The organism is Chromobacterium sp. FG89 (genome assembly GCF_057808735.1).
The window spans coordinates 106973-128532 of sequence record NZ_JBMDIQ010000011.1 but is presented as its reverse complement, the minus strand read 5'-3'; the positions used below and the strand labels follow the sequence as shown (position 1 = coordinate 128532).

The window sequence follows — 21560 nt, the reverse complement described above, 5'->3', positions numbered from 1 at the left end:
GATTATCCTCAGCGGCCGATCGCGAAGTAATCGAAGCCCTGCTCGCGCATCCAGGCCGGATCGTACATATTGCGGCCGTCGAACACCAAGGGCTGCTTCAGCGCTTGCTTGACCGCGTTCAGGTCCGGCGCGCGGAACATCTTCCATTCGGTGACGATCAGCAAGGCGTCGGCCTGCCGCAACGCCGCCATCATGTCGTCGGCGAAGCTCAGGCCGGCGATGTCGCCCATCACCCGTTGCGCTTCATGGATGGCCACCGGATCGAAGGCCACCACTTCCGCGCCGCGGCGGCTCAGTTCTTCCGCGATCACGCGGCTGGGCGCTTCGCGCATATCGTCGGTGTTGGGCTTGAAGGCCAGGCCCCACATCGCGAAGCGGCGGCCGGACAGATCTTGGCCGAAACGCGCCAGCACCTTGTCCACCAGGCGCAGCTTTTGCAGATCGTTGGCCTCTTCCACCGCGCTCAACACGCGCAAGTCATGGCCGTTTTCCTTGGCGGTCTGCACCAGGGCCTTGACGTCCTTGGGGAAGCAGGAACCACCGTAGCCCACACCCGGATACAGGAAGTGATAGCCGATGCGCGGATCCGAGCCCATGCCCAACCGCACCTGCTCGATGTCGGCGCCCAGGCTCTCGGCCAGATTGGCCAGTTCGTTCATGAAGGAGATGCGCGTCGCCAGCATGGCGTTGGCCGCGTACTTGGTCAGTTCGGCGGAGCGCACGTCCATCAGCAGCACGCGCTCGTGATTGCGCTGGAACGGCGCGTACAGCCGGCGCATCATCGCGGCCGCGCGCTCGTCGTCTACGCCGATCACCACGCGGTCCGGGCGCATGAAGTCGTCAATGGCCGCGCCTTCCTTCAGGAATTCCGGGTTGGACACCACGCTGAATTCCAACGCCTCGCCGCGCTCGGCCAGGGTTTCCGCCACCGCCGCCTTGACCAGGTCGGCGGTGCCCACCGGCACCGTGGACTTGTCGACAATGACCTTGTAGTCCGTCATGTGGCGGCCGATATTGCGCGCGGCGGCCAGCACGTATTGCAGGTCGGCGGAGCCGTCCTCGTCCGGCGGAGTGCCGACGGCGATGAACTGCACGTCGCCGAAGGCCACAGACTCGGCGATGTCGGTGGTGAAGCTGAGCCGGCCGGCGGCGACGTTGCGCCGCACCATGTCTTCCAGACCGGGTTCGAAAATCGGAATGCCGCCCTGTTTCAGGATGGCGATCTTATTGGGATCCACATCCAGGCAGCACACGTGATAGCCGGTTTCCGCCAGACACGTGCCGGTCACTAGACCGACATACCCCGTACCGATAACTGTGATTTTCATATTTTATTGAGCCTGATAGTGCTGAATGTCTTGATTGATCGCGCGCAACACGGCCAGCGGGTCGGCGGCGCGGGTGATGGGCCGGCCTATCACCAGATAATCGGAGCCTGCGGCCAGCGCGGTCGTCGGCGTCATCACCCGGCGCTGATCGTCGGCTACGCTGTCCGCCAGGCGGATGCCCGGCGTCACCAGTTTGAATTCGCGGCCCAGCGCGGCTTTCAGTTCGCCGGCTTCCTGGGCCGAACACACCACGCCGTCCAGCCCGCAGTCGCGGGTCAGCGCGGCCAGCCGCAGCACATGCTCTTGCGGCGAAGCGGCGATGCCGATTTCGGCCAGATCCGCCGCTTCCATGCTGGTCAGCACCGTCACCGCGATCAAGAGCGGACGCTGGCTGTACGGCGCCAGCGCCTCGCGCGCGGCCTCCATCATCCGGCGGCCGCCGGAGGCGTGCACATTGACCATCCAGACGCCGGCTTCCGCCGCCGCCTTGCAAGCATGGGCCACGGTATTGGGAATATCGTGGAACTTCAAATCCAGAAACACCTGAAACCCTCTGGCCACCAGACTCTCCACCAGGCTGCGGCCGGAGGAGGTGAACAGCTCCTTGCCCACCTTGAGGCGACACTCGCTCGGGTCCAGGCGGCTGGCGAAGCGCAAGGCGCTGTCCGCGTCGGCAAAGTCCAGGGCCACGACGACGGGCGAAGTCGGCTGCGCCGCGTCGGCTGCGATCAAAGGATTCATGCTTGCTCCATTCTTGCCGCCGACGCTCGCCGACGGCCGGTATTCAAATCAGCGCAGCCGCTCTCTGGCGGCTGCACAACTATCCCTGCGCCCAAGCCGCTGACAACACCTCGCGGAGAAGCAGAGGCAAGGCGCGCAGACGTAAGCAGTACATCTAGGCGTTTTGTCAGCGGCGCTGCTGCTTACTGCGATTCCGTCCGGTTGGCGGTGAAGCCCTCCCACTCGCCGCAGGCCGGGCAATGCCAGAAGAAGGCGCGCGAGCGGAAGTTGCAGCATTTGCAACGGTGCACGCTCAGGCGCTGCGCGTGCTTGAGCACCAAGGCGCGCGCCACTTCCGCGTCCATCCGCCCTTCCGGGCTCAATTCGTCCATCTGCGCCTCGATCAAGCGGTAGACGCCGGACAGGCTGGGACGGGCGTGCACGCCCTCGCGCGCCACTTCCAGCGCTTTTTCTTCGCCCTCGTAAGTGGCGATCTTCTGGTACAGCAGATCGGTCAGTTCCAGCTGCGGGAAAGTCTTCTGATAGCCGCGCAGCAAGGCGATGCCTTCCAGCGGCTTGTCCAGCCGCTCATAGGCGTCGAACAGCCGCTCGGCGGCCATCGACAAGTATTCGTAATTCTGCTTTTCAATGTTCTGCCAGGCCGCAATCGCCGCCTCCACATGACCGCCGGCGAACTCGATGTCTCCGAGGATCAGGCTGGCGCGCACGCACTTGCGGTTGGCCGTGAACGCTTCTTCCACATAGTGGCGCGCTTGTTCGCTATTGGATTTGTACAACTCGCCCTGGGCCAGTTCGCAATAGAACTGCGCCACCTCGTGCTGGAAGGAATGCGCGTCGCTGCGCAACTCCTTGGCGGTGGCGATGGCCTTGTGCCAATCGCGGTCCTGCTGGTAGATGTCCAGCAGCTGACGCCGCGCGGCCAGGCCCATATTGCCGTCCTGCAGCTTGATCAGAATCTCTTCCGCCCGGTCCACCAGACCCGCTTTACGGAAATCCTGGGCCAGTTCGAAGCGCACCGCGTCGCGGTGCTCGGCCGGCAGATCCGGCGCGTCCAGCATGCGCTGATGCAGCCGGATGGCGCGGTCGTTCTCCCCGCGCTTGCGGTAGAGCTTGCCCAAGGTGTGCTGCAACTCCAGCGCCGACCCTTGCTGGCGCGCCACTTCGGCCAGGGCCGAGGCGGCGATATCGGTCTTGTCCTCTACCAGCGCGTCCAGGCCGCGGAAAAATCCGGTCGGCACCGCCTTCGCCTGTTTCAGCACCGTGCGCATGTCCACGCGCGCGGCAAACCAACCCAGGCCGAAAAAGGCCGGAAACAATAGCAACCACCACAAATCCAGTTCCAACAGCAATCCTTTCCGGACAAACAACAACAGCCGCTCCCGGGCGGCATCATCAAGAACGACGGATTCCATCGCGGCGGCGCCTAGGCGCGGCGCCGGCTCGCTCCGCCGCTCGCGCTAGCTCAATCGGCGATCGCGTCGCTGGGGTCGCTGATCACCTTGCTGGCGGGGGGACGGTTGCGCAATTCTTTTTTCAATTGGGACAGCTCTTTCCGGCTGCGCAGATAATAGCCGAGCGTGGCGAGCAGACCGACCAGCGCGCCAACCACGAAAAACAGCAGCAGAAACACAATCAGCGGCGCGGACCAGGACTGGCCGAAGAACAATTTGAATTCAACCGCATGGCTGTTTTGCACGGTGACCGCGATCAGGAATACCAACAGGGCCAATTCAACGATACGAAGCAGGTAACGCATGATCTCGCTCGATTTGTTTGCCGGAGTGCAAGTTTAAACGATAGCCCGGCGCAACCCAAGCTGGAATTTCAGCTGCGCAAAGAAAAAGCGCCGCAAAAAGCGGCGCTTCGGATTCGCTAGACAGGGCTTGAACGCCTAGGCTTCGCTCTGCTCCAACAGGGACAGATCGACGCGTTCGCGCAATTCTTTACCCGCCTTGAAATGCGGCACATATTTCTCAGGAACCGAGACGCTGGTGCCCGACTTGGGGTTGCGGCCAATCCGCGGCGGACGGTAGTTCAAATCGAAACTGCCGAAACCGCGGATTTCAATCCGGTTTCCCTGCGCCAGGTTATTGGCCATCGCATCCAAAATGGTTTTGACGGCCAACTCAGCGTCTTTGTAGACCAACTGAGAATTGCGCTCGGCGAGTCGTTCCGACAGCCTAGCGATCAGCTCAGATTTGGTCATGTCTCAATTACTCGTTAGAGCCGGACAGTTTTGCCTTCAGCAGGGCACCCAGATTGGTGGTGCCAGCGGAAGCGCTGTCAACGGACAGGCTCTTCAGAGCAACGTTGTCTTCCTGAGCGTCTTTAGCCTTGATGGACAGGCTGATGTTGCGGGACTTGCGGTCCACGGCAATGATCACGGCTTCCACTTCTTCGCCGTCCTTCAGAACGGAGCGAGCGTCTTCCACGCGGTCGCGGGACAGTTCGGAAGCGCGCAGGTAGCCTTCAACATCGGTGTCCAGAGTCACGACGGCGCCTTTGGCGTCAACGGACTTCACGGTGCCCTTAACCAGAGCGCCCTTGTCGTTCATCGCAACGAAGTTGTTGAACGGATCGCCTTCCATCTGCTTGATGCCCAGGGAAATGCGCTCTTTCTCAACGTCGATGGACAGAACAACGGCTTCAACCTCGTCGCCCTTCTTGAACTTGCGCACGGCTTCTTCGCCAGCTTCGTTCCAGGACAGGTCGGACAGGTGAACCAGGCCGTCGATGCCGCCCGGCAGGCCAACGAACACGCCGAAGTCGGTGATGGACTTGATCGCGCCCTTCAGCTTGTCGCCTTTGTGGAAGTTGTCGGCAAACTCGTTCCACGGGTTGGCCAGGCACTGCTTCATGCCCAGGGAGATGCGACGACGGTCTTCGTCGATTTCCAGGATCATGACTTCCACTTCGTCGCCAACCTGAACAACCTTGGACGGGTGTACGTTCTTGTTGGTCCAGTCCATTTCGGACACGTGCACCAGGCCTTCGATGCCCTGTTCGATTTCCACGAACGCGCCGTAGTCGGTCAGGTTGGTCACCTTGCCGAACAGACGGGTGCCGGACGGGTAGCGGCGGGACAGGCCCACCCACGGATCTTCGCCCAGTTGCTTCAGACCCAGGGATACGCGGTTCTTCTCTTGGTCGAACTTCAGTACCTTGGCTTCCACTTCGTCGCCCACGGCCAGAACTTCGGACGGGTGCTTCACGCGGCGCCATGCCAGGTCGGTGATGTGCAGCAGGCCATCGATGCCGCCCAGGTCAACGAACGCACCGTAGTCGGTGATGTTCTTGACGATACCCTTGATGATGGCGCCCTCTTTCAGGGTTTCCAGCAGAGCTTTGCGCTCTTCGCCCAGGGTTTCTTCCAGCACGGAACGACGGGACACAACAACGTTGTTGCGCTTGCGATCCAGCTTGATGACCTTGAATTCGATCTGTTTGTTTTCGTACGGGGTGGTGTCTTTCACCGGACGCACGTCAACCAGGGAACCCGGCAGGAAGGCGCGGATGCCGTTGACCATAACGGTCAGGCCGCCTTTGACTTTGCCGCTGATCAGACCGGACAGGATCTTGCCGGTTTCCAGAGCCTCTTCCAGCTCCACCCAAGCGGCCAGGCGCTTGGCTTTTTCGCGGGACAGCTTGGTTTCGCCAAAGCCGTTTTCCAACGCGTCGATGGCGACGGTAACGAAGTCGCCGATGGCCACTTCGACCACGCCTTGGTCGTTCTTGAATTCTTCAGCCGGAATCAGGGACTCGGACTTGAGGCCTGCGTTCACGGTTACAAAGTTGGAATCAACTGCCACCACTTCGGCAGTGATCACCTCGCCCACGCGCATGTCGTGAAGGGTCAGGCTTTCCTCAAACAGCTGAGCGAAGTTTTCCATGGAGAGGGTAGTCATCAAGCGTACTCTCGGTGCGCGCCTTGCGGCGTGCGGGGTTAGGGTTGCACAACGGGTTTATTGCCTTGCAGCATTTTCACCCGACAAAAAAATCATAGGCCGGAGACCTGTCTTTCCTCGAACCAACGTAGAACCTGTGCGACCGCCTGGTCGATGGTCAGCTCCGTGGTGTCGAGCAAAAAGGCGTCCGGCTCCTGGCGCAGCGGCGCTACCGGCCGGGCGGCATCGCGCGCGTCCCGATCGATAATGTCCTGCAGAATCCGTGGGAGATTAGCAGAATCTCCCTTGCCGATCAACTGCTTATAGCGGCGCTCGGCGCGTTCCTCGGCGCTGGCGGTCAAAAACACCTTCAAGGCGGCGGCGGGAAACACCACCGAACCCATGTCGCGGCCGTCCGTCACCAGGCCCGGCAACTGGCAGAAATCGCGTTGGCGCTGCAACAGCGCGGCGCGCACCGCCGGCAGCGCGCCCACCTTGGACGCGCCGATGCCGATTTCCTCGCTGCGTATCGCCGCGCTGGCGTCGTTGCTCTCCAGCCACACCGCCCCGTCGGCGAACTCCACCGGCAAGCCGGAGGCGGCCGCGGCCAGGCCCGGCTCGTCGTCCCAGCCCATATTGTGACGCTGCGCGAACAGCGCCAGCAGCCGGTAGAGCGAGCCCGAATCCAGATAATGAAACCCCAGCCGCGCGGCGACCAGGGCGGCGACGGTGCCCTTGCCCGAGGCGGACGGGCCGTCGATGGCGATGACAGGTGCGGTCATGTACAGACGATGTCCTTGCAGAAATTCGCGCCGGCCGCCGCGACGGGCAACCGGCCAAACCGTCGATTTTATCTCAAAGCCGCGGACCGGCGCAGCAAGATTCTACGACGCGCGCCGCGCCGACGCGCCGCCACGCGGGTTTGCGCAAAGACCTTCCTGGCGGTTACATTGTCCGACGGGCGCCGCGTCGCCCTTCGCCAACCCCAAGAACACAAGATCCCGAACCGCCATGGAACAACTGCATCTCGCCCCCGTCCTCCGCCTGTCCGGCGCCATCAAGCTCCCCGGCTCGAAAAGCATCTCCAACCGCACCCTGCTGCTGGCCGCGCTGGGCAGCGGCAGCACCCTGGTGCGCGATCTGCTGGATTCGGACGACATCCGCCACATGCTGGCGGCGCTGAAGCTGCTGGGCGTGGAGATCGAACAGATAGGCGACAGCCGCGACTTCCGCGTGCAGGGCGTGGGCGGCGAATTTCCGGTTAAAAGCGCAGATCTATTCCTCGGCAACGCCGGCACCGCCTTCCGCCCGCTGACCGCCGCGCTGGCGCTGATGCAGGGCGACTACCAACTCAGCGGCGTGCCGCGCATGCACGAACGGCCGATCGGCGATCTGGTGGACGCGCTGCGCGTGGCCGGCGCCAAGATTCAGTACCAAGGCCAGCCCGGCTACCCGCCGCTGACCATCGCGCCGGCGCAACTGGAGGCCGGCCGGGTCATCCCGGTCAAGGGCAATGTGTCCAGCCAGTTCCTCACCGCCTTGCTGATGGCGCTGCCGCTGACCGGCGAAACCGCGGTCATCGAAGTCAGCGGCGAGCTGATCTCCAAGCCCTATATCGAAATCACCCTCAATCTGATGGCGCGCTTCGGCGTGCGGGTTGAGCGCGACGGCTGGCGCCGCTTCACCATCCCCGGCGGCCAGACTTATATTTCCCCGGGAGAGGTTCACGTGGAAGGCGACGCCTCCAGCGCGTCCTATTTCCTCGCCGCCGGCGCGCTGGCGGGCGGCCCGGTGCGGGTGGAGGGCGTGGGCGCGGACAGCATTCAGGGCGACGTCAAGTTCGCCGACGCGCTGCGCCTGATGGGCGCCGAAGTCAGCATGGGGCCCAATTGGATAGAAGCCCGCGCCAGCCTCCCGCTCAAGGCGATAGACGCCGACTTCAACCACATCCCGGACGCGGCGATGACCTTGGCGGTGGCGGCGCTGGCCGCCGACGGCACCAGCACGCTGCGCAATATCGAAAGCTGGCGCGTCAAGGAAACCGACCGCCTGAGCGCGATGGCCGCCGAGCTGCGCAAGGTCGGCGCCGTGGTGGAAGAAGGCCAGGACTACATCCGCATCACCCCGCCGCCGGCCTTGACGCCGAACGCCGAGATCGACACCTACGACGACCACCGCATGGCGATGTGCTTCTCCCTGATTTCGCTGCTGGGCGCCCCGGTCACCATCAACGACCCCAAATGCGTGGCCAAGACCTTCCCCGATTACTTCGACGCGCTGGCGGCGCTGAGCGCTCAGGCGTAAACCCCGCGGCGCCCCGATCCAGCCCCGCCCCGGCGGGGCTTTGTTTTGCCCGCCGCTTGCGCCCTGCCCACCGATAAAACACAATATATGGATCACAAAAACAGAAAGACGCTAAATAATGGAAAACTTCTTCGCCCTACGCCGCCAATTCATGCAGCAGTTCGACATCCCCAGCCCGACTCAGCCGCAATGGCAGCCGCAGCAGCTGGCGATGTGGGAGACCATGTTGGGCGAAGAGCTGACGGAATTCCAGCAAGCGCTGGCCGACTACAAGCGCCAGGACGGCGATGATGCGGAACGCGCGCGGCGGATGGCGGAGCTGCTGGCCGAGGGCGTGGATGTGCTCAATGTGCTCAGCGGCCTGCTGATGTCGCAAGGCCTGCCGCTGGAAGAGATGACGCGGGAGATCCACGCCGCCAATATGCGCAAATGCGTGGACGGCAAGATTGTGCGCCGCGAGGACGGCAAGGTGCTGAAGCCGGCTGGCTGGCGGCCGGCCGACAAGGAAGGAGTGATACGCCGGGCGCTGGAGTCCTGAGAACCTGTTTACGTTCTGCTGCGCGTCGTGAAACGTGACGCGGCGAGTACCGCTTCGAAATGCTCATGCACCACGTGTACATTCCGCTTTCTCTGCCGCAACGCCTTGTCTCATCTTAGCTCGCGAGATCGTAAACAAGTTCTGAGAGCCCGATAAAGCCCGCCGCGCGTCGGCGGCAACGGCGCTCAGTGATCCCGCCGCGCGAACAGCCGGGCGATGCCGTGGTAATGCGGCTGGCCATGGCCGACATCCAGCGCATACTCCTCTTGATAGGCCAGCAGGCTCAGCGCCGAGAACTGACGGCGCAGCTCTCCCGGCTGGTAGTAATGCTTGACGTAGGAGGCCGTCTCGCTGGCCACCCGGCCCAGGGCGTCGCACCCCGGATCGTCGACCGTGAACACCGATACGAACAGATGGCCGCCCGGCTCCAGCGCGGCGGCCATCTGGCGCGCCAGCGCCTCGCCCTCGTCCACACCCAAATGATCCAACGAAGTATTCGCGACGATCAGCCGGAAACGCCCCGGCTCCAGCTCCAGGCCGGCCAGATCCGCCACCCTGCCGCTCACGTTCAGCCTGCGCTCGTCCGCCGCCTCGCCCAGACTCGCGATCGCCTCCGCCGAACCGTCCACCGCCGTCATCGCGAAGCCCCGCTGAGCCAGAAACAAGGCGTTGCGACCCTGGCCGCAGCCCAGATCCAGGCCGGCTCCGTCGCCCGCCACATGATATTTTTCCAGATACTGGACCAAGGATGGGGACGGTTTGTCCCCGTAGAAGGACGTGCTCGAACGATACACGCCGTCGAAACCCGCTGCTGTCATGATGATGCCCCCGTCTCGGCTGCCCGCCTACGGCCTACCCCGGCCCGGGTGCGTCCCAGGATACCTGTACGATAAGCCACCTACCCTTTTGGACAGCATAGACGATGTCCCCAGCAAGAACATCCCTATCGATTTAGCTATTCATCAAATCATTTGCGGCAGCGCGTGCAAGGACTGCGCCGGCAGCATTTCCAGCAACAGCCAGATCGCGGTTCCCGCCAGCATCGCCGCCATGCCGCAATTGAAAACCCTCAACCGGCGCGGCGACGCCAGGAAGCGGCGCGCAGCCACGCCGGACCCCGCCCACAACGCGATGCACGGCAGGCCGATGACGAAAGTCAGCGCCGCGAACAGCAGACCGGCATGCCAGGCGTTCATCTTGGCCGGCAGAAACACCATCGCGATATTGAAACCCATCAGCCACACCTTGGGATTCAACCAGTTGAACAGCACCCCGCCCCAAAACCCCATAGGCGCGCCGCCGGATTCGCCCGCGGCCGGCGCCGAGCGCGCCATGCCCCAGGACAGCCACAGCAAATACAGGCAGCCGGCCATGGCCAGGTAAATCTGCACCGAAGCGATGACGGCGACCAGGCTGCCCAGGAATACCGTCAACAGGCCTACCTGCACCGACAGGCCCAGCGACATGCCCAGCAAAGCCGGCACCGTGCGGGAAAAACCGTGATTGACCCCGGACGAGGCCAATACCAGATTGTTCGGCCCCGGCGTGATCGACATCACCAACAGATAAGTCACCAACGCAACAAAGTTCATTACCGCTCCAAACCATAGCCAGCGGCCGGACAATCCGGACGCGACATGTTTTCAATGCTGGCCATGATAACGCCGCCGCAACATCGAATACAGATTCAGAAAAATTGAATTGGAACCATAACAGTTTTACAATTTCAAAACTGTTATGGTCGTTTTTGCGGAAAATTGTACCGATGGCGACCCCCACATCTGTCAGCGAGGCCCCCAGCATGAGCGACGAACCCCTCTATCAGCAGTTGGTCAACGAATGGATCACCCTGATCCAGACCGGCGTGGTGCAGCCCGGAGAACGGCTGCCCTCGGTGCGCAAGGCCTGCGAAATGCACAAGGTCAGCCCGTCCACCATCCTGATGACTTACCGCACGCTGGAGGACCGCGGCCTGATCGAGGCGCGGCCGCAATCCGGCTTCTACGTCAAATCCGCCGCCACCCTGCCGCTGCCGCGCATGCGTCGGCAAAGCGCCGCTCACCACGCCGGCGAGGTGGTGGACCAGATCGAAGCGGTGATGACGGCTCAGACGCGGGAGGATTTCATCGACCTGTCCTTGGCCAGCCCGCGCGGCAGCGACTTCTACCCCACCACCCGCTTCAAGCACATCATGGGGCGGCTGCTGCGCCAGCACCCGGAGCTGACCACCGATTACCCGTTTCCGCCCGGCTCGGAACGGCTGCGCCGCCAGATCGCCCAGCGCGCGGTCAGCTGGGGCTGCGTGCTGGCCGCCGAGGACTTGGTGATCACCAACGGCTGCACCGAGGCGCTGCAACTGGCCTTGCGCGCCTGCTGCAAGCCGGGCGACACCGTGGGCCTGGAATCGCCCACTTATTTCGCGCTGCTGCCCACGCTGAAGAACCTGGGCCTGAGCGTGATCGAAATTCCCACCCATCCGGCCAACGGCCTGTCGCTGGACGCGCTGGAACTCTTGCTGTCGGAGAAAAGGCTGAACGCCATCGTGGCCATGCCCACCGTGCACAATCCGCTGGGCTGCACCATGCCGGCCGAGGCCAAGCAAAGGCTGGCGGCGCTGGTCAACGAGCACCAGGTGCCGCTGATCGAGGACGTGCCGCACGCCGATCTGCACTACGACGGCGCCACCCCGGACGCGGTCAAGGCCTATGACCGCGACGGCTGGGTGCTGCTGTGCTCCAGCTACAGCAAGACCTTGGCGCCGGGTTTTCGCATCGGCTGGATCGCGCCCGGGCGCTTCTTGCGGGAAGTGACGCGGCTGAAGTTCGCCAGCTCGCTGGCCCAGCCGCGCTTACTGGAGGAAACGCTGGCGGAATATCTGGAAACCGGCGGCTACGACCACCACCTGCGGCTGATCCGCCGCCACTTCATGAGCCAGATGGAAAGGCTGCGCGGCACCGTCGCCAGCTGCTTCCCGGCTCAGACGCGGGCCACCTCGCCGTCCGGCGGCTGCCTGCTGTGGGTGGAGCTGCCCAGCGGCGTGGACACCATGGCATTGTTCCAGACGGCGCTGGCCGAACGCATCACCATCGCGCCCGGCACGCTGTACTCGGCCAAGGGGCGCTACCGCAATTGCGTGCGGCTGTCCTGCTGCTATCCGTGGAACCCGGCGTACGAACGCGCCTTGCGGCGCGTGGGGGAACTGGCGGGAGAGATGGCCGACTGAATCAGGCCGGACGGCCGCTACGCGGCGGCTGGGCGCGCACCGCGGCGCGCGAAGAGGACGGCGCGGACGACGGCGCCACCGCCGGCGCGTGCTGCGGCGCGGACGCCGGCGGCGTAGCCTGCGACGGCAACGGACCGCCCGGCTCGCGGCCGGCCGGTTCGCGCGCGAACTGAGTATCGTCCGCCTTGCCCGGCGACAGCCAGCGCACCGCGGACAGATCGCCGTCCACCTTGGCCTTGGCCACGTCCTTGCAGGTCAGACACACCGGCACGCCCTTGCGCGCCTTCAAAGCCTGATCCACCCGCGCGCCGAACACCACCGCGGACTTTTGCTTCTGCCAGGCCAGCAGCGTTTCGGCCAGCATCGGGAAGGAAGGATCGTCCTGCTTGTAATGATTACGGTAAGCGGTCAGCCACAGTTCGCCGGCGGCGTCCTGGTTCAGCAACACGGTCTGATAAGCCACCGTGACCGCGTCGCCGCGGCCCACGGTCTTGGACAGCAGCAAGGCGTCGTCGTTTTTCATGCGCACGCAGCCATGGCTGCGGAAACCGGGCACCGAACCAGGCGCGTTGGTGCCGTGAAAGCCCAGGCCCAGCTTGGCCTCGCCGAAACGAATGAAGACCGGCCCCAGCGGGTTCTTGGGCCCCGGCGGCACCACAGTCTGCACTTCCTTGCCGCTGCGGCGCATTTCTTCCTGGATGGAGCGCGGCACATGCCAGACCGGCGCCTTGTAAATGCCGGTAATGTCAAAGCTGCCGATCGGCGTCTGGGTCAGCATCTTGCCCACCGCCACCGGATAGATCTTGGACAGCCTGCCGTCCTGGTACTGGAACAGCCGCGCCTGCGGCAGGTTCAGCACCAAGTGCAGGCCCGCGGGGTTGACCTGCACATCAGGCTCGGGAATCACCGCCGCGCCGACAAACGGCGCCACGCCAAGCCCAAGCCAACCCAACAGCCCAACACATCGCTTCAACATACCGCACCATATCTAAAATCACTATTGTTCGATTCTAACAGAAAGCGTGGGAAAGCAAGATTCTGACTATTACCAAGCCCCTGCCGCCTCCGGGCCGTCGCTAATATTGTCGGTTTTACGCCAGCATAGCCGGCTTGAGCTCAAAACGCAGGCCAATGCGCCAAAACCCAGGCCGCCGCGTACAGGCCCAGGCCGAAACTGGCGTGCGCCGCCAGGCTGCGCCGGCGCGACAGCCATGGCCGCGGCGTTTTCGACGCGAAGAAACCCGCGCCCATCGCCGGCTGCATCAGCAGGAAAGGCGCCGCCGCGCTGGCGAGGCCGAACAAGAGCGCGGGCCCCGGCGTCGGCGCGCGCCACCAAAGCTCGCCGCACGCGGCCAGCAACAACAGCGCGAAGACAACGCCAATCAAATAATGCGCCAGCCAGCCCAGCGCCCGCTCGCCGCGCGCCGGCTCGGCGCGGGCGATGCTTGCGTGGCGGAAGCGGCCGCGCCGCCAATGCGCCATCCAGCGCCCCACCAGCGCGTAATCCAACGACGGCGTGCCAAAGCTCCGCCGCAGCCAGTACGCCCACGCGTCCATCACCGCCGTGGCGCCTACGCCCACCAGCGCGCCGCGCGCCAACCATTCCGTCACCGCCTCCATGCCCTCTCCCCATCAACCATTCAATGCCCACGCCGCGCCCGACGCGACGCCGGCGCTGACAAACGCCGACCAATAGATTATCATTAAATAGATTGATTGAATGATATTTTGAAGGCCGTCCATGACCAGCACTCCTCCGCCCGCTCCGGAACGCTTCGCCGACCTGGCCGACCTAGCTCGCACGCTGAGCCACGCCCACCGACTGTTGCTGCTGGAACACATCGCCCAAAGCGAGCGCCCGGTTGAGCGGCTGGCCGAGCTGGCCGGCCTGTCCATCGCCAACGCCTCGCAACACCTGCAACACCTGAAGCGCGCCGGACTGGTCCTATCTCGCCGCGACGGCAAGCGCGTGATGTACCGGCTGGGCGACGGCCCCATTCTGGCCGTGCTGGACGCGCTGCGCCGTCAGGCCGAGCACCGCCGCGCCGCCGTCCGCGCGCTGCTGGACGACGCCGCCGCCCGGCCCGAGACGCTGGACGGCGTCACGCTGGACGAGCTGCTACGCCGCTTGGGCGACGGCGACCTCATCCTGCTGGATGTGCGGCCGGCGGACGAGTACGCCGCCGGCCATCTGCCCGGCGCGCTCAACCTGCCGCCGGAGCGGTTGGAACACGGCCTGGAACAGCTCAGCGCCGGCGCCGAAATCATCGCCTATTGCCGCGGCCCCTTCTGCGTGCTGTCCACCCAGGCGGTGGCCGCCTTGCGCGCCCGCGGCCTGAACGCCAGGCGGCTGGACAGCGGCTTCCCGCAATGGAAAGCGGCCGGGCTGGAGGTCGAAACCGGCGCGCCGGCCGGCGCGGACAAAAAACCCCTGCGCGTTGCCAGATAATTTGAGAAAATCGCCGCTTTCCGTTTGATTTTCCAAGCAACACCATGACGCACAAACAGACTATCGCTCAGGTCGAGTCGCTGGACCACGAAGGCCGGGGAGTCGCCCACGTCGATGGCAAGACCATCTTCATCGACGGCGCGCTGCCTTATGAAACCGTGGTCTACAGCGCCTATCGCAAGAAGTCTTCCTACGAGAACGCCAACACCAGCCAGGTGCTGAAGGAAAGCTTTCTGCGCACGCAGCCGCGCTGTCCGCATTACGGCACCTGCGGCGGCTGTTCGATGCAGCATGTGGAGTTCTCCGCCCAAGTGGCGGTCAAGCAAAGGGTGCTGGAAGACAATCTGGCCCGCATCGGCCGGGTCAAGCCGCAACAGGTGCTGACGCCCATCGCCGGCCCGGCCTGGCACTACCGCCACCGCGCGCGGATGTCGGCGCGGCTGGTGGAGAAAAAGGGCGGCGTGCTGGTGGGCTTCCACGAGAAGCGCTCCACCTACATCACCGATATGAGCGAGTGCCACATCCTGCCGCGCCATATCTCGGACCTGATCGTGCCGCTGCGCGAGATGATCTACAAGCTGTCGATCAACAACCGCATGCCCCAGGTGGAGCTGGCGGTGGGCGACAAGGTGGACATCCTGGTGTTCCGCAATATGGAAGCCATCAACGACGCCGACCACGCGCTGCTGCGCGCCTTCTCCGACGCCCACGGCAGCAAGGAGCGGCCCTTGCAGATGTGGCTGCAGCCCAAGGGCCCGGACACCTGTTATCCGGTCTACCCGCTGGACGCGCCCAAGCTGACTTACAGCCTGCCGGAATACCGCGTGGAGATGCCCTACTACCCCACCGAGTTCACTCAGGTGAACCCCGAGATCAACGCGGTCATGGTGGCGCGCGCGCTGAAATTCCTGGACCCGCAGCCGGGCGAGCGCATCGCCGACATGTTCTGCGGCATCGGCAACTTCACCCTGCCCATCGCCCGCTCCGGCGCCGAGGTGCACGGCATGGAAGGCAGCCAGCCCCTGGTCAAGCGCGCGGTGGAAAACGCCACCCACAACGGCCTGCAGGACAAGGTCAGCTATGAGATGGCCAATCTGTTCGAAGTCACCGAGGAGTCCTTCGCCGCGCTCGGCCGCTTCGACAAGATGCTGGTGGACCCGCCGCGCGACGGCGCGGTGCAGCTGCTGAAGGCCATCACCGAGGACACCGCGCCCAAACGCATCGTCTACGTGTCCTGTAATCCGGCCACGCTGGCGCGCGACGCCAATGTGCTGGTGCACACCAAGGGCTACACGCTGAAGGCGGCCGGCATCATCAATATGTTCCCGCACACCGCCCATGTGGAATCCGTGGCCTGGTTCGAAAAAACCGGCCCGTGCAAGAGCCGCAGCGAAATCGCCGCGATCGAAGCCGCCGAGGAAGCCGAACGCGAAGCGGTGAAAGCGGCGCAACGCGCCGAGGCGGCGGCGGAAGCCGCCAAGAAGGAGCAGGAGCTGGCTGAAAAGGCCGCGGCCAAGCAGGCCCGCCGCGATTATTATTTCGCCGAACAAGCCCGCCGCGAAGCGGAACAGCAAGCGCAATAGTCCCGCATGCGACAAGCCTCCGGCCATGGCCGGGGGCTTTATTTTTGAGCCGGCCGCGCAGCTTGTTTGATCAAACCGGCTGGTTTGCGACAGCGGATAAGCGCACAGTGGCGGGCGAATGCGTTTTACATGGAATCGGCAATCGCTTCATGTCAAAATTCGCCGTTCGCCAATCAACAACACAAGCACACACAGCGGGCGCGCCCGCCAACATCGCCGCTCCTGCCTGAAGGACGGCCCATCAAGGCAATAGATATGCACATACTTCAATTCGTCTTCGGACTGCTGGTTGTCTTCCTGCTGACCCAAGTGGTGGCGCGCGACCGCAAGAACATCAAGATCCGCTACGTGCTGCAACTGATCGTGGTGGAGATGGCGCTGGCCTACTTCCTGCTGCACTCCAGCTACGGCCTGACCCTGGTGGGCGGCGTGGCCGGCGTGTTCGACAAACTGATGAGCTACGCCGGCGAAGGCACCAACTTCGTGTTCGGCGGCCTGCTCAATCAGGGCGAGTTCAGCTTCTTCCTCAAGGTGCTGATGCCCATCGTCTACATCTCGGTGCTGATCGGCATCCTGCAGCACATCCGCGTGCTGCCCTGGGTGATACGCGGCATCGGCTGGGTGCTGGCCAAGATCAGCGGCATGGGCAAGATCGAGTCCTTCAACGCCGTCGGCTCCATGATCGTGGGCCAGTCCGAGAACTTCATCGCCTACAAGAACATCATCGGCAGCTTCTCGGAAAAGCGCATGTACACGCTGGCCGCCACCGCCATGTCCACGGTGTCCATGTCCATCGTCGGCTCCTATATGCAGATCATCCAGCCGCGTTTCGTGGTCACCGCGCTGATTCTCAATCTGTTCAGCACCTTCGTCATCCTGTCGCTGATCAATCCCTACGACGCCAGCCGCGACGACGATGAACTGATCAGCGCCGAAGCCGCCCACCGCATGTCCTTCTTCGAAATGCTGGGCGACTACATCATGGCCGGCTTCAAGATCGCCGTGATCGTCGGCGCGATGCTGATCGGCTTCATCGCGCTGATCACCACCGTCAACCACCTCTTCGACGCCGTCTTCGGCGTGAACTTCCAGTACGTGCTGGGCTATGTGTTCTATCCCTTCGCCTGGCTGATGGGCATTCCGGCCGCCGACATCATGCCGGCCAGCAGCATCATGGCCACCAAATTGGTGACCAATGAGTTCGTGGCGATGATGGAATTGAAAAAGCTCACCGCCCAGCTGTCGGAATACACCATAGGCGTGATCTCCATCTTCCTGGTGTCCTTCGCCAACTTCAGCTCCATCGGCATCATCGCCGGCGCGGTCAAGGGCCTGGACGAGGAGCGCGGCAATATGGTGTCCCGCTTCGGCCTGAAGCTGGTGTACGGTTCCACCCTGGTCAGCATTCTGTCGGCGCTGATCGGCGGCCTGGTGCTCTAAACCGGCCCCTCCTCCGCCAACAGGCCCGGTCTATGCCGGGCCTGTTTCATTTCCCGCCTCAAGCCACCTTGTCGAGGAAAATCAGCTTGATCGGCTCAGCCAGCAATTCATCGAAGCGCTTTTCGAAGGCCCGGAAGTAAGGCGCGGCCAAATGCTCGTCCAGCGCGGCGCGGCTGACGAAGGCTTCCCGCATGTAAAAACTGCCCGGCTCGTCCGTAAGCTCGAACAGGGTGTAATCGAGGTTGCCCGCTTCGCGGCGAGTGGGCTCGACCAAGGCGGTCAAGGTCTCGCGCAAGGCGTCGCGCTGGCCGGGCTTGGCCTTGAGCACGGCGATGCTGGTCAGGGGTAATGTCGTCATGATGCGGTTCTCCGTTCTTGGGATGATGATGCGGCGGCGGCGCGCTGGCCTACGCCTCAAACCGTCAGTATGAAGACGCCCCGCAAGGCCAAACAGACCGGCCGCGCGCAGACTCTTTCAATCCGGGTTTGAAAACGCCGCGCCACCCGGTGCCGGGCAATAAAAAAACCCGGCGCCAGCCGGGGTTTTCCATCCAGTGTCTCCCGCCCTCACACCTTGGGCCAGGCGATGGGCCGATAATCCGGCAATCCATCCTTGAACGGCGGAATCCGCTCGCCCTCCATCAAGGGACGCACATAGTCGAGGAAGGCCGGCGTCACGCTGAAGCCGTCGGCGCCGATGAATTCCGGCGGCAGCCGCTTCTCCTGATCGCCCACCACCGCCAACGGCACCTCCACCACGTCCCAGCAATAGGGATGGTTCTGGATGCGCTTGATGCCGGCCATCACGCCGCTCTTGCCGGCCAGCAGCCACTCCACCGCCCGCTCGCCCATGATGTAGGCCTGGCGCACATCCATGCTGGACCCCAAATGGCCGCCCGCGCGCTGCAGATAATCCACCTGCGCCACATGCGCGGAAATGCCGCGCTCGCGCAGCAGCAGCTGGGCGATCCAGTGGCCGGCGCCGCCCAGTTGCTCATGGCCGTAGACTTCGGATTTCTTGGCCTCGGCGACGAAGCGGCCGTCGGCGTCGGTAATGCCCTCCGCCACCGCGATCGCGCACTGGCCGAAGCGCGCCAGCCTGTCGTCCACCGCGGCGAGGAAACGCTCGGCGTCGAAAGCCACTTCCGGCAGCAGCAGCAAATGCGGCGCTTCGCGCTCATTGCGCGCCGCCGCGGCGCAGGCCGCCGCCAGCCAGCCGGTATGGCGGCCCATGGTTTCCATGATGAAGACCCGGCCCCAGCCCATGCTGGTCATGTCCAGGCCCACCTCGCGCATCGCGCTGGCCAGAAATTTGGCGGAGGAGCCGTAGCCGGGGCTGTTGTCGGTGCCCACCAGATCGTTGTCTATGGTCTTGGGAACGCCCACCACCTTGAGCGGATAGCCCATGTGGCGCTCGAACTCCGCCAGACGCTCGGCGCAGCCCAGCGAGCCGTTGCCGCCGTTGACCAGCAGATAATGGATGTCGTGCCGGGCCAACACTTCCCGCAGCCGCCGCCAGTCGTCGCCGGCCTCGGCGAAGCTCCCTATCATGCGCCGGCTGACGCCGAAGCTGCCGCCGGGCATGAAGGCCAGTTGGGCGATGGCCTCGTCCGATACCGCGTCGGTATTGCACAAGCGGTCCTCCAGCAGGCCGGCCAGACCGTCGAAAGCGCCGTACATCGACAGGCCGCGCTGGCGCGCGGTTTCTATCGCGCCCTGCGCGGAAGCGTTCAACACCGCAGTCGGACCGCCCGACTGCAAATATACGGCACGGGGTTTGGACATCATCGCCACCTGGAGAAATGGAGAATCAAACGGCGCGGCGCGCGGCCGGGCCGGGAATACCACAAACATACCACTGGCCGGAAAGCCGCCTCAAGCCGGACGGCGCCGCCATTCCCCATTTCCTTGACCGGCGGCAAATCCGCGCGCAAGTTGCCGCCGCGCTACAGGCGGCCTTGGCCCTCCTAATCCCAGCGCGGGCTGAACTCCGGATCGGCCAGCCGCTCGCCGCGCTCCAGGCCGGCGATGGCGTCCATATCGGCCTCGCTCAAACTCAGCGTCTCCGCCTGCAGATTGGCGGCCAGATTGGCGCGCCGGGTGGACGACGGAATCACGGCCAGCCCCTGACGCAACAACCAGGCCAAGGCCAGCTGCGCCGGGCTGGCCCGATGCCGAGCGGCGATTTCGCGCAATAGCGGCTCGTCCATCACCTTGCCGTAGGCCAGCGGCATATAGGCGGTGACCGGCACCCCCTGCTCTCGGCAAAAATCCAGCAGCTTGCGGTTTTGCAGGAAAGGATGCACTTCCACCTGCTGGCTGGCGATCTCCCCCGGCCCCACCGCGGCCAGCGCCCGGCGCAGATGGGCGATGGTGAAATTGGACACGCCTATCCGCCGCGTCAGCCCTTGCTGCTTGGCCAGGGCCAGCGCTTCCATATATTCCGCCACCGGCAGCGCGTCGCCGGGCGACGGCCAATGGATCAGCGTCATGTCCACCTGCTCCACGCCCAGCAAGTCCAGGCTGCGGCGCAGGCTGTCCGCCAATTTTTCCCGCCCCAGGTTCTCGGTCCAGATCTTGGTGGTCAGAAACACTTGCTCGCGCGGCAAGCCGCTCTGGCGCAGCGCCTGCCCCACCTCGGCCTCGTTGCCGTAAATCTGCGCGGTGTCGATGTGGCGGTAGCCCAGCTCCAGCCCGGTCAATACCGAATCCACCACTTGTTGCCCTTCCAGGCGGAAGGTGCCCAAACCTATTTTTGGCATATCCATGATGAAACGTCCTTTCAATTGCGCGCCCTGCGGCGCTTTATTTCCATTGTCCTGCTCCGGCGGTCAAGCCGCCTGCGAACACATTGCCGGCGTCCGCGCCGCGCGGCGGTCCAGCGCGCCGGACCAAGTGGTCAGGGCCAAGGCGGCCAACACCACCAGCGCGCCTATCCACGGCGTGGCCAGCAGGCCCAGCTCCGCCACCACCCAGCCGCCGGCCCAGGCGCCGCCGGCGATGCCCACATTGAAGGCGGCGATGTTCAGGCCGGAAGCCACGTTCACCGCCTGCGGCGCGTCGCGTTCCGCCTGCCGCACCACATAGAGCTGCAGGCCGGCCACATTGCCGAAAGCCACCGCGCCCCAGGCCAGCACCGTGACCAGCACCCACGCCGGCGACGGCGCGGTGAAGCTCAGCGCCAGCAGCACCAGCGCCAGCAAGGCGAAGATGATCTGCAAGGCGCGCACCGGCCCCTTGCGGTCCGCCAGCCGGCCGCCCCAGATATTGCCCGCCGCCACCGACACGCCGTACACCAGCATCACCAGCCCCACCCGCGACGGCGCGAAACCGCTGACCTGCTCCAGAATGGGCGCCAGATAGGTGAAGGCGATGAAAGAACCGCCGTAGCCCAAGGCCGTCATCGCGTACACCAGCAATAGCCGCGGCCGCTTCAACACCGCCAGCTGCGCGGCCAGCGAGGCCGGCGGCGGTTGGGGAATATCCTTGGGCACCAGCAGCAGGCTGCCGATGAAGGCCAGCACCCCCAGCAGGGACACCGCCAGAAAAGTGGCTTGCCAACCCAGGGTCTGGCCGATGAAGGTGCCCAGCGGCACCCCGCTCACCAGCGCCACCGTCAGGCCGCTGAACATCAGCGCGATGGCGCTGGCCGCCTTGTCCTTGCTCACCAGGCCGGTGGCGATGGTGGAGCCGATGGAAAAGAACACCCCGTGCGCCAGGCCGGTCAGCACCCGCGCCGCCATCAGCGCCTGGTAGCCCGGCGCCTGCCAGGCCACCAGATTCCCCAGGGTGAACAAGGCCATCAGCCCCAGCAGCAAGGGCTTGCGCGGCACGCGGCCGGTCAGCGCGGTCAACAGCGGCGCGCCCACCGCCACGCCCAAGGCGTAAAGACTGACCAATAGGCCGGCGGACGGCAGCGACACTCCCAGGCTGGAAGCGATGGTGGGAATCAGGCCCACGATGACGAATTCGGTGGTGCCAATGGCGAAGGCGCTCAAGGTCAGCGCCCATAAGGCAAGCGGCATGGTGTTCTCCCAAAGAAAAGCCGAATCGGGCCCGCCGCGGCGGGC

The 21560-nt window shown here is 64.4% G+C and carries 21 protein-coding genes; 6 read left to right on the top strand and 15 right to left on the bottom strand.

The genetic code is table 11. From position 1 onward, the window contains the following. Nucleotides 1-8: 8 nt before the first annotated feature. The 7 genes from ACODRW_RS12950 to cmk form a co-directional block, all read right to left on the bottom strand. Nucleotides 9-1328, bottom strand: coding sequence for a UDP-glucose dehydrogenase family protein (locus ACODRW_RS12950; protein WP_474453926.1), 1320 nt, complete (start codon nucleotides 1326-1328; stop codon nucleotides 9-11). Between the two features lie 3 nt (nucleotides 1329-1331). Further along, nucleotides 1332-2069 carry an orotidine-5'-phosphate decarboxylase gene (pyrF, locus tag ACODRW_RS12945; protein ID WP_107799730.1) on the bottom strand — a complete coding sequence of 246 codons (738 nt, stop codon included), beginning with the start codon at nucleotides 2067-2069 and terminating at the stop codon, nucleotides 1332-1334. 182 nt (nucleotides 2070-2251) lie between these two features. After that, a complete protein-coding gene (gene lapB / locus ACODRW_RS12940; RefSeq protein ID WP_199225882.1) occupies nucleotides 2252-3412 on the bottom strand; it encodes a lipopolysaccharide assembly protein LapB in 1161 nt (386 codons plus the stop codon). A 119-nt stretch (nucleotides 3413-3531) separates the two neighbouring features. Beyond that, a complete protein-coding gene (locus tag ACODRW_RS12935) occupies nucleotides 3532-3825 on the bottom strand; it encodes a LapA family protein (RefSeq protein ID WP_019104285.1) in 294 nt (97 codons plus the stop codon). 135 nt (nucleotides 3826-3960) lie between these two features. Next, nucleotides 3961-4275, bottom strand: coding sequence for an integration host factor subunit beta (locus tag ACODRW_RS12930; protein WP_019104286.1), 315 nt, complete (start codon nucleotides 4273-4275; stop codon nucleotides 3961-3963). Nucleotides 4276-4282: 7 nt separating this feature from the next. Further along, nucleotides 4283-5974: a 30S ribosomal protein S1 gene (rpsA, locus tag ACODRW_RS12925; RefSeq protein ID WP_085951937.1), complete on the bottom strand. Its 1692-nt coding sequence runs from the start codon at nucleotides 5972-5974 to the stop codon at nucleotides 4283-4285. 92 nt (nucleotides 5975-6066) lie between these two features. Continuing rightward, the gene (gene cmk / locus ACODRW_RS12920; RefSeq protein ID WP_488905899.1) at nucleotides 6067-6735 is read right to left on the bottom strand and encodes a (d)CMP kinase; all 669 of its coding nucleotides are present in this window, start codon (nucleotides 6733-6735) and stop codon (nucleotides 6067-6069) included. A 229-nt stretch (nucleotides 6736-6964) separates the two neighbouring features. Here cmk and aroA point away from each other — a divergent pair, with 229 nt between their 5' ends. Together aroA and ACODRW_RS12910 are read left to right on the top strand one after the other, a co-directional pair. Next, nucleotides 6965-8257, top strand: a complete 1293-nt coding sequence (gene aroA / locus ACODRW_RS12915; protein WP_107799733.1) for a 3-phosphoshikimate 1-carboxyvinyltransferase — start codon at nucleotides 6965-6967, stop codon at nucleotides 8255-8257. 118 nt (nucleotides 8258-8375) lie between these two features. Beyond that, nucleotides 8376-8795 carry a pyrophosphohydrolase domain-containing protein gene (locus ACODRW_RS12910; RefSeq protein ID WP_488905898.1) on the top strand — a complete coding sequence of 140 codons (420 nt, stop codon included), beginning with the start codon at nucleotides 8376-8378 and terminating at the stop codon, nucleotides 8793-8795. Between the two features lie 185 nt (nucleotides 8796-8980). Here ACODRW_RS12910 and ACODRW_RS12905 read toward each other — a convergent pair whose 3' ends face one another. Together ACODRW_RS12905 and ACODRW_RS12900 are read right to left on the bottom strand one after the other, a co-directional pair. Then, nucleotides 8981-9613 (bottom strand): class I SAM-dependent methyltransferase, encoded by a 633-nt coding sequence (locus ACODRW_RS12905; protein ID WP_235087748.1) that lies wholly within the window; start codon nucleotides 9611-9613, stop codon nucleotides 8981-8983. Nucleotides 9614-9757: 144 nt separating this feature from the next. After that, a complete protein-coding gene (locus ACODRW_RS12900) occupies nucleotides 9758-10387 on the bottom strand; it encodes a LysE family translocator (RefSeq protein WP_107799736.1) in 630 nt (209 codons plus the stop codon). A 209-nt stretch (nucleotides 10388-10596) separates the two neighbouring features. On the opposite strand from ACODRW_RS12900, the gene ACODRW_RS12895 reads away from it, so the two are divergent. Next, nucleotides 10597-12018, top strand: coding sequence for an aminotransferase-like domain-containing protein (locus tag ACODRW_RS12895; RefSeq protein WP_235087745.1), 1422 nt, complete (start codon nucleotides 10597-10599; stop codon nucleotides 12016-12018). A gap of 1 nt (nucleotide 12019) precedes the next feature. Here the strand turns inward: ACODRW_RS12895 and ACODRW_RS12890 are convergent, their stop codons facing one another. Both ACODRW_RS12890 and ACODRW_RS12885 read right to left on the bottom strand, forming a co-directional pair. Continuing rightward, on the bottom strand, nucleotides 12020-12994 hold the full coding sequence (locus ACODRW_RS12890; protein WP_488905897.1) for a L,D-transpeptidase: 975 nt from the start codon (nucleotides 12992-12994) through the stop codon (nucleotides 12020-12022). A gap of 140 nt (nucleotides 12995-13134) precedes the next feature. Then, nucleotides 13135-13638: a DUF2938 domain-containing protein gene (locus ACODRW_RS12885; protein ID WP_235087743.1), complete on the bottom strand. Its 504-nt coding sequence runs from the start codon at nucleotides 13636-13638 to the stop codon at nucleotides 13135-13137. Between the two features lie 121 nt (nucleotides 13639-13759). On the opposite strand from ACODRW_RS12885, the gene ACODRW_RS12880 reads away from it, so the two are divergent. The 3 genes from ACODRW_RS12880 to ACODRW_RS12870 all read left to right on the top strand — a co-directional run bounded on the left by ACODRW_RS12880 (nucleotide 13760) and on the right by ACODRW_RS12870 (nucleotide 17490). Then, on the top strand, nucleotides 13760-14467 hold the full coding sequence (locus tag ACODRW_RS12880; protein WP_488905896.1) for an ArsR/SmtB family transcription factor: 708 nt from the start codon (nucleotides 13760-13762) through the stop codon (nucleotides 14465-14467). 44 nt (nucleotides 14468-14511) lie between these two features. Further along, on the top strand, nucleotides 14512-16050 hold the full coding sequence (rlmD, locus tag ACODRW_RS12875) for a 23S rRNA (uracil(1939)-C(5))-methyltransferase RlmD (RefSeq protein ID WP_253315505.1): 1539 nt from the start codon (nucleotides 14512-14514) through the stop codon (nucleotides 16048-16050). Nucleotides 16051-16305: 255 nt separating this feature from the next. Beyond that, the gene (locus ACODRW_RS12870; protein WP_107799742.1) at nucleotides 16306-17490 is read left to right on the top strand and encodes a NupC/NupG family nucleoside CNT transporter; all 1185 of its coding nucleotides are present in this window, start codon (nucleotides 16306-16308) and stop codon (nucleotides 17488-17490) included. 58 nt (nucleotides 17491-17548) lie between these two features. On the opposite strand, the gene ACODRW_RS12865 is transcribed toward ACODRW_RS12870, so the two are convergent. The 4 genes from ACODRW_RS12865 to ACODRW_RS12850 all read right to left on the bottom strand — a co-directional run bounded on the left by ACODRW_RS12865 (nucleotide 17549) and on the right by ACODRW_RS12850 (nucleotide 21515). Next, a complete protein-coding gene (locus ACODRW_RS12865) occupies nucleotides 17549-17848 on the bottom strand; it encodes a putative quinol monooxygenase (RefSeq protein ID WP_488905895.1) in 300 nt (99 codons plus the stop codon). 209 nt (nucleotides 17849-18057) lie between these two features. Beyond that, nucleotides 18058-19275, bottom strand: a complete 1218-nt coding sequence (locus ACODRW_RS12860; RefSeq protein ID WP_227104020.1) for a 6-phosphofructokinase — start codon at nucleotides 19273-19275, stop codon at nucleotides 18058-18060. Between the two features lie 182 nt (nucleotides 19276-19457). Next, complete coding sequence (dkgB, locus tag ACODRW_RS12855) at nucleotides 19458-20258, bottom strand: 2,5-didehydrogluconate reductase DkgB (RefSeq protein ID WP_235087733.1); 801 nt, start codon at nucleotides 20256-20258, stop codon at nucleotides 19458-19460. Nucleotides 20259-20321: 63 nt separating this feature from the next. Continuing rightward, nucleotides 20322-21515 carry an MFS transporter gene (locus tag ACODRW_RS12850; protein ID WP_488905894.1) on the bottom strand — a complete coding sequence of 398 codons (1194 nt, stop codon included), beginning with the start codon at nucleotides 21513-21515 and terminating at the stop codon, nucleotides 20322-20324. Nucleotides 21516-21560: the final 45 nt, after the last annotated feature.

Bases quoted from the DNA above. Each gene is read 5' to 3' on its own strand.
- ACODRW_RS12950 (WP_474453926.1), bottom strand. From the start codon at position 1,328: ATGAAAATCACAGTTATCGGTACGGGGTATGTCGGTCTAGTGACCGGC.
- pyrF (WP_107799730.1), bottom strand. From the start codon at position 2,069: ATGAATCCTTTGATCGCAGCCGACGCGGCGCAGCCGACTTCGCCCGTC.
- ACODRW_RS12935 (WP_019104285.1), bottom strand. From the start codon at position 3,825: ATGCGTTACCTGCTTCGTATCGTTGAATTGGCCCTGTTGGTATTCCTG.
- ACODRW_RS12930 (WP_019104286.1), bottom strand. From the start codon at position 4,275: ATGACCAAATCTGAGCTGATCGCTAGGCTGTCGGAACGACTCGCCGAG.
- rpsA (WP_085951937.1), bottom strand. From the start codon at position 5,974: ATGACTACCCTCTCCATGGAAAACTTCGCTCAGCTGTTTGAGGAAAGC.
- cmk (WP_488905899.1), bottom strand. From the start codon at position 6,735: ATGACCGCACCTGTCATCGCCATCGACGGCCCGTCCGCCTCGGGCAAG.
- aroA (WP_107799733.1), top strand. From the start codon at position 6,965: ATGGAACAACTGCATCTCGCCCCCGTCCTCCGCCTGTCCGGCGCCATC.
- ACODRW_RS12910 (WP_488905898.1), top strand. From the start codon at position 8,376: ATGGAAAACTTCTTCGCCCTACGCCGCCAATTCATGCAGCAGTTCGAC.
- ACODRW_RS12905 (WP_235087748.1), bottom strand. From the start codon at position 9,613: ATGACAGCAGCGGGTTTCGACGGCGTGTATCGTTCGAGCACGTCCTTC.
- ACODRW_RS12900 (WP_107799736.1), bottom strand. From the start codon at position 10,387: ATGAACTTTGTTGCGTTGGTGACTTATCTGTTGGTGATGTCGATCACG.
- ACODRW_RS12895 (WP_235087745.1), top strand. From the start codon at position 10,597: ATGAGCGACGAACCCCTCTATCAGCAGTTGGTCAACGAATGGATCACC.
- ACODRW_RS12890 (WP_488905897.1), bottom strand. From the start codon at position 12,994: ATGTTGAAGCGATGTGTTGGGCTGTTGGGTTGGCTTGGGCTTGGCGTG.
- ACODRW_RS12885 (WP_235087743.1), bottom strand. From the start codon at position 13,638: ATGGAGGCGGTGACGGAATGGTTGGCGCGCGGCGCGCTGGTGGGCGTA.
- ACODRW_RS12880 (WP_488905896.1), top strand. From the start codon at position 13,760: ATGACCAGCACTCCTCCGCCCGCTCCGGAACGCTTCGCCGACCTGGCC.
- rlmD (WP_253315505.1), top strand. From the start codon at position 14,512: ATGACGCACAAACAGACTATCGCTCAGGTCGAGTCGCTGGACCACGAA.
- ACODRW_RS12870 (WP_107799742.1), top strand. From the start codon at position 16,306: ATGCACATACTTCAATTCGTCTTCGGACTGCTGGTTGTCTTCCTGCTG.
- ACODRW_RS12865 (WP_488905895.1), bottom strand. From the start codon at position 17,848: ATGACGACATTACCCCTGACCAGCATCGCCGTGCTCAAGGCCAAGCCC.
- ACODRW_RS12860 (WP_227104020.1), bottom strand. From the start codon at position 19,275: ATGTCCAAACCCCGTGCCGTATATTTGCAGTCGGGCGGTCCGACTGCG.
- dkgB (WP_235087733.1), bottom strand. From the start codon at position 20,258: ATGGATATGCCAAAAATAGGTTTGGGCACCTTCCGCCTGGAAGGGCAA.
- ACODRW_RS12850 (WP_488905894.1), bottom strand. From the start codon at position 21,515: ATGCCGCTTGCCTTATGGGCGCTGACCTTGAGCGCCTTCGCCATTGGC.